Consider the following 8,798-nt stretch of genomic DNA (forward strand, 5'->3'; position numbering starts at 1 on the left):
TTTATCCTTTGACTTACATTCACTATTTATCTAAGACAATTGGCTTTATTCTAGATGTTTGAATTTGCTTCCCAATTCTTATTAGCAATTAAGATGCGTTCGCCCTGAGATGAAAATCGATGGCAACAAGCTATAAAAGAGACTAGGAAGTATAGTGGTTCATTTCAAAATTTGATAGAGAATTTACAGCGTTTGAGTAAAGTTGGTGTTGTTCTAAATTTAAAGAGTGAGTTACCAGATAATTATGTTAATTATCAAATTATTGAATACCTAAAATTAGTAAAAAGTAGCAAATTTGATCTAGATAAATTAGTCGGATTTTGTGAAGAACTGAATAGCTCATTTAATAGTGGAAATTATATAGCATCAATTCTCGTGATAAGAGCAATTATCAATCATATTCCACCTATTTTCGGGCAACAAACATTTCACCAAGTAATCAGCCAAGTATCAAAAAGTCGTCGTGAATTGTTTAAGCCGTTAGAGGAAATTGCAAGAGATGTTGCAGACTTACATACACATGATGTAATACGTCACAAGGAAAACTTGCCAACGCGGAATCAAGTTGAGCCGTTCAAACCAAATTTAGAATTTCTACTTCAAGAGATACTTGTAGAAATGGAGAAAATTAAGTAGTTATGTCATCTTATGTCATCTATCGCCCCTAATTAATCTAAAATAATGCTAATCAAAATAGTCTTTCATTTTACAGTTTTCATTTAAGCAAAATCTAAGCAAAACCCAAAAACCAGACCCAATAAGAGTTATATTGTCTTAAGCAGCAAAAATATATTGTTCTCAGATAACCTTACAACCTGCATTTAGGCTAAAAATAGACTTATTTTTCTCCCAGCAACAAAAAACCTTACCTCATCTGACATCTGCACCCCGTCGCTAGGTTCGGAGTAATCCCAAGAGTGCATTTGACGGAAGGGAAGACCCATCTTTTGGAAGACGTACTTCTCTTTAATACCAGAAGCGATTAAATCAGGCTTCTTAGCTTTTACGAACTCTTCAAATTCGTAGGCGGTAACGTCATCGTAAATGATGGTGGCGTTATCGATGTAGTGGGTGGTACGTTTGTAATCGTCGTTGTGAGCGAATTCGTAACCTGTACCAACTACTTTGATACCCAAGTCTTCAAAAGCGGGAACAACGTGGCGAGGACGTAGACCACCTACGTACAACATTACGGTGTTACCTTCCAAGCGAGGGCGGTACTTCTCAACCACAGAATTCATGATTGGAGTGTACTTAGCAATTACCTTCTCGGCGTTTTCTTGAATCTTGGAATCAAATTTAGCCGCGATTTCGCGTAAAGATGCAGCAATCTTGGTGGGGCCGAAGAAGTTGAACTCCATCCAAGGCATACCGTATTGTTCTTCCAAACTACGGCAGATATAGTTCATAGAACGGTAGCAGTGGATGAGGACTAACTTAGCAGCAGGGCCTTGGATCAACTCGTTGAGTGTACCATCACCAGACCACTGAGCTACAACACGTAAGCCCATTTCTTCCAACAGCATCCGGCTGGCCCAAGCGTCACCACCGATGTTGTAGTCACCGATTAGAGCTACGTCATAGGGGCTTGGCTCGAAGTCAAGTCTGTTTTCTTTCTTCAGCTTGTCGTACTCTGGGAAAATCCAGTCACGGATAGCGTCGTTAGCGATGTGGTGTCCTAAAGACTGAGACACACCACGGAAACCTTCGCAACGTAAGGGTACAACAGGCTTACCAATTTGCTTAGAAGTTTTCTTAGCTACAGCTTCGATGTCATCCCCAATTAGACCGATGGGACATTCAGATTGAATGGAAACACCACGGTTTAGAGGGAAGAGAACGTCGAGTTCTTCAATGAGTTTAACGAGTTTTTTGTCACCACCGAACACGATGTCGCGTTCTTGGAAGTCTGATGTGAAGTGCATGGTACCGAAGGAGTTGATACCAGTTACACCAACGTAGTAGTTACGACGACCAGACCAAGACCAGTAACCGCAACCTACAGGCCCGTGGCTGATGTGGATCATGTCCTTAATAGGACCCCAAACCACACCCTTGGAACCTGCATAAGCACAACCACGGGCGGTCATTACACCAGGAACGGATTTGATGTTAGACTTAACGCCGCAATCAGACTTGTTTTCTTCGTGGACGTTGAGGTGCTTTTCGCGTTTTTTGCGAGATTTTTCGGGATAAGCTTTCAGAACTTCTTGAATAAGTTCCTTATTTTCATCTACAAGATTCTTGTTTTCGGGAGGTGTCATATCTGCCTCAGTGACTCTTACGAATGGGGAAATAGAAGTATATTTGGGAGAGTGAGGAGTCGGGAAGGGAGAGTTGGAAGAGGAATTGCTTCCTCATCTTCCTGTCTCCGTGTCTCCTAATTACGGCATGACCTATTTGGTAGCTTCTGCGGGCTTACCGATGATTTCAGAGTGCTTGGTGTCGTCGTCTAATAGACCGTATTCGATCAACAGAGCTTCTAGTTCATCCATTTCCATTGGTGTAGGAATGGTGAGCTTGTCGTTGTTGATGATCTTCTTAGCTAATGCGCGGTACTCTTGACCTTGGTTGCTGTCTGGTGCGTACTCGTTAACGGTCATACGACGCAATTCTGCGTGTTGAACGATGTTGTCACGAGGTACGAAGTGAATCATTTGGGTGTTCAAACGTTCAGCCAAGTTCATGATTAACTCGTCTTCACGGTCAACCTTACGGCTGTTACAGATCAAACCACCTAAACGTACACCACCGGAGTGAGCATATTTCAAAATACCGCGAGCGATGTTGTTAGCAGCATACATCGCCATCATTTCACCAGAGGTAACGATGTAGATTTCTTGTGCTTTACCTTCACGGATAGGCATAGCGAAACCACCACATACAACGTCACCTAATACGTCGTAGGATACGAAGTCTAGGTCTTGGTAAGCACCGTTTTCTTCTAAGAAGTTAATAGCGGTGATGATACCACGACCAGCGCAACCTACACCGGGTTCTGGACCACCAGATTCTACGCACTTAACGCCACGGAAACCGGTCAACATTACTTCGTGGAGTTCTAAATCTTCTACTGCACCGCGTTCAGCAGCTAAGTGTAGTACGGTGGTTTGAGCTTTGGAGTGAAGCATCAGACGGGTGGAGTCAGCTTTAGGGTCGCAACCTACGATCATGATGCGTTGACCCATTTCTGCCATAGCTGCAAGGGTGTTTTGGGAGGTGGTAGATTTACCGATACCGCCTTTACCGTAGAAAGCTATCTGTCTAATGTTTTCGTCAGTCATTGTTCTCTTTTCCTGCAATTGGTTGGTTAGTTGGTCGGTCTTTGTGTTTGGATCTCACGCCTGTTGAGCTATGGCTGTGAGGGGTTTGTAGAACGTCGCCGAAGAGGGGGCGATCGCTCCACAGAAAAACCAGTAGAATTATTGTTCATGATGGGTTGGTTATGTGGTTGTGAAAGTTCTTTTGGGTGTTAGTTAACGGTTGACTGTTAACTAAACTGCTTCTACTACTAGGCTGGGATTAATGCGATCGCGTAATCTGGATTCAATCGCTATCTTGAGGGTGGCTGTAGAACTAGAACAAGAGCCACACGCGCCTTGCAGTACTACTTTGACAATATCGCCATCTACATCGTAGAGTTCTACATCTCCGCCGTCGGCAATCAATACGGGTCTTACTTCTTCGTCTAATACTTTTTGGATGAGGGCTATCTTCTGCACGTTGGTTAACGGTCGTTTTTGCCCAGAGTTAGCAATATTTGTAGGTTTACTTCCGCTTTTATTGTTGAGGTTTGTTGCGGCTTTGTTTTCCTTTACATCTTTAATGATATCATCAATTTTAGCTAAACAGGAACCGCAACCGCCGCCAGCTTTAATGTAATTTGTTACCTGTTCCGCACTAGTAAGGTCATTTTCGACAACTATGCGACGTACCTTGTTTTCACTCACACCGAAGCAAGTACAAACTAATGCACCTTCGTCATCTTCATCATGGGCGGCGAGAGGAATGCCACGATAGTTATAGATAGCAGCTTCCAGAGCTTCTTGCCCCATGACAGAGCAGTGCATTTTGGCTTCTGGCAAGCCACCGAGGTAATCAGCAATGTCTTTATTAGAAACTTTCAGAGCTTCATCTAAAGTCAAACCCTTAATCATTTCTGTTAATGCGCTAGAAGAAGCGATCGCACTGGTGCAGCCAAAGGTTTGGAAGCGAGAGTCAACAATCTTATCGGATTCTACTTCCACCTTGATGTGCAGTCTCAGCGCATCACCGCAAGCAATACTCCCTACTTCACCGGTGGCAACCTTCACGCCAGGTTCGCCATTATCTTCGATCACTCCCTGATTCTTGGGATCGTAAAACAGTTCTAATACTTTATCTGTGTAGTCCCACATATTGAGTTCCGAGTGCTGAGTTATGAGTGCTGAGTAGAGGCGGGGAGTGGGGAGTGGGAAATGCTTGAGCTTATCCTTTTCAGAAGGAAAGATGTAATTAACCAACTCTTTCCCCATCCCCTAATCTTTTTCGGAAGGTGAGTGGTGAGTGGTAAACTCTTTCCCCACTCCCTACTCCCTACTCCCCATTCCCTAATCTAATTAACGATGAGCCAATGTCTGTTCTTGGGCTTGCAACCAACCCGCTTCATCATTTTTGAAGGGGGAAAGGGCGCGGAGACGTTCGACAATTTCGGGCATGACTTCGATGACGCGATCGATTTGAGCTTCTGTAGTGTAGCGACAAAGACTGAAGCGAATCGAACCGTGGAGGGTGGTGTATGGTAAACCCATTGCCCGGAGGACGTGGGATGGTTCCAGCGACCCAGAGGTACAAGCCGAACCAGACGACGCACAGATGCCATATTTGTTCAGGGAGAGCAGAATCGCTTCGCCTTCAATGTATTTGAAGCCGATGTTGGTGGTGTTGGGCAATCTCTGCGTAATATCACCGTTAACTTCGCAGTCAGGGATTTTAGCGAGTAAGGTTTGTTCTAGGCGATCGCGCAGCCTGGTTTCTTTCTTAATCGCTGTTTCGATATGAATCAATTCTAACTCTGCGGCCTTACCTAAACCGACAATTCCGGGTACATTCTCTGTACCTGCACGGCGACCGCGTTCTTGGTGTCCACCAATCAACAAGGGGCGGAATCTCACACCGCGACGCACATACAAAGCGCCAATACCCTTGGGTGCATGGATTTTGTGACCAGATATGGTTAACATATCGATGGTGCTGGTTTTCATATTCAGAGGTATCTTACCTACTGCTTGCACCGCATCCACATGGAAGATTGCGCCACGTTCCTTAACTCGTTTCCCAATCTCTTCGATTGGGAATACAGTACCAGTTTCGTTGTTCGCATACATAATTGTCACCAGGGCGGTGTTACCTGTCAGCGAGGCTTCTAGTTCATCTAGATCCAATTGCCCGTGACTATTTACGGAAAGATAGGTAACAGTGTAGCCTTGGGTTTCTAATTGTTTGCAGACATTTAAGACTGCGGGGTGTTCTACCTGGGTTGTAATAATGTGGCGCTTCTCAGGCTGGGCTAACAATGCGGCGCGAATAGCCGCATTATCACCCTCGGTTCCACAACTGGTAAAAACAATTTCTGATTCATCCGCACCCAACAGGGCAGCAACTTGTTCTCTCGCTGTTCTGACTGCCTTTCCTAGTTGTCCACCAAAGGTGTGCATACTAGAAGGATTGCCGTAATAATCGGTCAGGTAGGGCATGATTGCCTCTACAACGTCTGGATCTACCTTAGTGGTAGCATTATTATCGAGATAAATAACACTCATCTTTATACCCCTAAGATTTCACCCTGATGCTTTTGTAGCTGTTCGGAAAATTTCTGAGAATAACAATTAAACCAACGTTCCCAATAGTCTTGTTTTTTTGTCAATTTCGCTATAACTCGGTTGTAGTTAGCAAACCAGCCTTCCCAATAATCGCTAGGTACTTTAACGCAACCATCGCAAGTGGGACAACCAGCTTTACATTGAGGTACGGTGTGGACGCTATCAACGCAATTTGTACACAGTGCTTGGTCAATCCAGTGCTGTCCGTTTTCAGCGATCTTAATTGCACCAGTGGGGCATACAGACGAACAGAGCTTGCAGGAAATACATTGGCTGGTGATGGTGTAAGCCATGATTATTCTCCTTGTTGATTGGGGATTGGAGATTGGAGATTGGGGATTGGGGACAAAAAAGTAAAAAGTACAAAGTAAAAAGGTAAAAGATTTTTTGACTTTTGACTTTTGCCTTGGATTGGGGATTGGGTAATTTGCCTAGTCCCCCCTTCGGGGTTAGCCAGTCGCTTATGGGGGAAACCCCCTACGTACCCGTCGCTGGCTCACCAGTCCCCAGTCCCTAGTCCCTAACCCTTATTCCATTGCTCGTAAAACTCTAAAGCAACCTTCTCAATCACGTCGTAAGCTTCAACAGTCTGTATACCGGCTTGGAGCAGTTTTTCTTTGGGGGATTCGCCAATCTTGGAAACCAAAACTGCTTTACAATCTGCGATAGTTTTAACAATATTGTCAAATGTGGCTTCTTCGCCGTATCCACCTTGACAATAATGATCAACCTTGCGGTGACTGACAAAGCGAACTTCACTACCGTCTACTTCGTAAACCTGGAATTCCTTGGCATGGCCGAAGTGTTGGTTAACTAATCCGCCGCCTTTAGTGGCGATCGCAACTAAGATTTTAGGATTGCTAGCTGTTTTTTCTTTGCCAGCTAGTACTTTTTCTTTGGCTGCTTTTAGTTCTACTCTAAATTTCTCAATACCTTCGTGGACTTCTTGACGTTTGTCGAAGTCATATTCTGGAGCCATTTCGAGGAATTTATCTTTGGTAAATTCCTGGCTGCGGTCTTCTCCTAACAAGCCTACAGCATCAGCACGGCACTGGCGGCAATGGCGCATCATTTTCATGTTGCCAGAACATTGGTCTTGCACTGACTTCAGTTCTTTTTGTGAAGGCCCGCGTTGACCAGTTAAGCCGAAGTGTGTACCATGTTCTGGTGCAGAAATCAAAGGCATGATGTTGTGCAGGAATGCACCTTGTTCCCGAATCATCTTGTTGACTTCAACCAGATGCTGGTCGTTAATGCCGGGAATCATCACGGAGTTGACTTTGCACAGAATGTCAGCTTCTCTGAGAGCTTGTAAACCTTCCATCTGCTTTTCTAGCAGAATTCTCGCGCCTTCCGCACCTCTATAACGTCTGCGCTTGTAGTGAACCCAAGAATAAATCTGTGCGCCGATTTCTGGGTCAATAGTATTTAGGGTAATAGTAACGTGGTCAATATTTAGTTGTTTAATGCGATCGACATATTCCGGCAGCATCAAACCGTTGGTTGATAGACACAGCTTAATATCTGGCGCTTTGTCTGCAATCAATTCAAAGGTGCGGAAAGTCTTTTCTGGGTTCGCCAGAGGATCGCCAGGGCCAGCAATTCCCAGAACTGTCATTTGGGGAATTTTGCCTGCAATTACTAAGACTTTATGTGCTGCTTCTTCGGGGGTGAGTAATTCACTAACTACGCCTGGACGGCTTTCGTTAGCGCAGTCATATTTACGGTTGCAGTAGTTGCATTGAATGTTGCAAGCAGGTGCAACAGCAACGTGCATTCTCGCGTAATGGTGGTGAGCTTCTTCGCTGTAGCAGGGATGTTTAGCAATACGTTCTTGGAGCTTTTCGTCCATTTCCACGGTGGTGCTGGTGTCGCATCCGCAACCACCTGATTTTGCTTTGGTAGGTGTCGATTCAGTAACGGAAGAGCCTGTAACTGGTGGTGTCATTGAATTTCGCAAATGTCGGTGGACTAGCTGCCACTGTGGGAGATGCCGTTGCTGATTGTGTTTGCCCTAAGAATTGAAGTCGCGTCTGCCACATTGCCTGTAGCGGCTTCGCTGAGTAGGGCAGGCTATGAAGTCCTTGGTTTCGGCTGGTGTGTGTCAACTTGGTGTCTTGGTAGAATGTGGATGCAGCCGCGACCTCTATTCACAAAGGCATAGTGCTATCTCATCCCTCCACTCACTTTTTGCTTGCGTTTTATGTAGAAGCGTTAAGTGATTGGCGATATAAGATTTATAGCAGTCGTCTTTGACTATTACAGTTTGTATCTCTGGAATAGAATTTATTGGATTTATTACAGTTATACTCAAAATCTCAAATGATGATTTCAAGAACGTTTTGAGAATTTTTTAAATTTTTTTCAGGTAGGGGTTCTAGTATTTTCTAGTTGGGGTACGAGTATTTATGGAAAGGGGTTCAGGATCTGATTGTACTCATTTGTAACCCAACTACAGCAAGTATTCAAGGGCTGTTTGGGCTAATTGTTAACTATACAATTTTGTACTCATTCCCTCCTAAAATCTTGCTGAAAGTCCTTATTTGCAAGAGATTCTGGAGGGAAAAACTGGAGTAGATTACGTTGTACTACTCCAGATACGTGCGAAATTCAATTCTGTATCCAACATATCATTTTTTTTCAGGGAAAAATGTAATTCATATTTTTTTAATGTTTTATTTGAAATGATATTCAATTAAGCTTGTAAGGCTTAGCAAATAAGGCTTGTAAGCTCTTATTGGTGGCATCGTTAATGCGGATATTTTTCAATAAATTTAATATTTACTATCTTTTTTTTTCTAGGTTAAAATACCTTATTCCTTACTGTAGACAGGGCAAACGCATCTAAATATAGTACAAGAATACTAAGCAAGGGATAAAGGCAGGCATATCTAACGGCAAGGTTCTGTCTAAGTAGGTGGTATAGAGGATAAGTAG

8 protein-coding genes are annotated in these 8,798 nt (G+C 43.9%); 2 read left to right on the forward strand and 6 right to left on the reverse strand.

Features of this window, described 5'->3' with window-relative positions:
* Positions 1-171 precede the first annotated feature (171 nt).
* Entirely contained in the window at positions 172-636 is a 465-nt protein-coding gene (locus H6G14_RS32065; RefSeq protein WP_190572906.1) for a hypothetical protein, read from the forward strand.
* A 185-nt stretch (positions 637-821) separates the two neighbouring features.
* On the opposite strand, the gene nifD is transcribed toward H6G14_RS32065, so the two are convergent.
* From nifD to nifB, 6 genes are all read right to left on the reverse strand, one after another.
* The gene (nifD, locus tag H6G14_RS32070; protein WP_190572907.1) at positions 822-2,264 is read right to left on the reverse strand and encodes a nitrogenase molybdenum-iron protein alpha chain; all 1,443 of its coding nucleotides are present in this window, start codon (positions 2,262-2,264) and stop codon (positions 822-824) included.
* A 132-nt stretch (positions 2,265-2,396) separates the two neighbouring features.
* On the reverse strand, positions 2,397-3,284 hold the full coding sequence (gene nifH / locus H6G14_RS32075; protein WP_010995626.1) for a nitrogenase iron protein: 888 nt from the start codon (positions 3,282-3,284) through the stop codon (positions 2,397-2,399).
* A 210-nt stretch (positions 3,285-3,494) separates the two neighbouring features.
* Entirely contained in the window at positions 3,495-4,397 is a 903-nt protein-coding gene (gene nifU, locus H6G14_RS32080) for a Fe-S cluster assembly protein NifU (RefSeq protein WP_190572908.1), read from the reverse strand.
* A gap of 201 nt (positions 4,398-4,598) precedes the next feature.
* The gene (gene nifS, locus H6G14_RS32085) at positions 4,599-5,801 is read right to left on the reverse strand and encodes a cysteine desulfurase NifS (protein WP_010995628.1); all 1,203 of its coding nucleotides are present in this window, start codon (positions 5,799-5,801) and stop codon (positions 4,599-4,601) included.
* A 2-nt stretch (positions 5,802-5,803) separates the two neighbouring features.
* Positions 5,804-6,154 carry a DUF362 domain-containing protein gene (locus tag H6G14_RS32090; protein WP_190572909.1) on the reverse strand — a complete coding sequence of 117 codons (351 nt, stop codon included), beginning with the start codon at positions 6,152-6,154 and terminating at the stop codon, positions 5,804-5,806.
* A 227-nt stretch (positions 6,155-6,381) separates the two neighbouring features.
* On the reverse strand, positions 6,382-7,809 hold the full coding sequence (gene nifB / locus H6G14_RS32095; RefSeq protein ID WP_190572910.1) for a nitrogenase cofactor biosynthesis protein NifB: 1,428 nt from the start codon (positions 7,807-7,809) through the stop codon (positions 6,382-6,384).
* Between the two features lie 42 nt (positions 7,810-7,851).
* Between nifB and H6G14_RS32100 the strand changes: the two genes are divergently transcribed.
* Positions 7,852-8,025 carry a hypothetical protein gene (locus H6G14_RS32100; RefSeq protein ID WP_190572912.1) on the forward strand — a complete coding sequence of 58 codons (174 nt, stop codon included), beginning with the start codon at positions 7,852-7,854 and terminating at the stop codon, positions 8,023-8,025.
* Positions 8,026-8,798: the final 773 nt, after the last annotated feature.

The organism is Nostoc parmelioides FACHB-3921, from assembly GCF_014696625.1.
Classification (GTDB): Bacteria; Cyanobacteriota; Cyanobacteriia; order Cyanobacteriales; family Nostocaceae; genus Trichormus; species Trichormus parmelioides.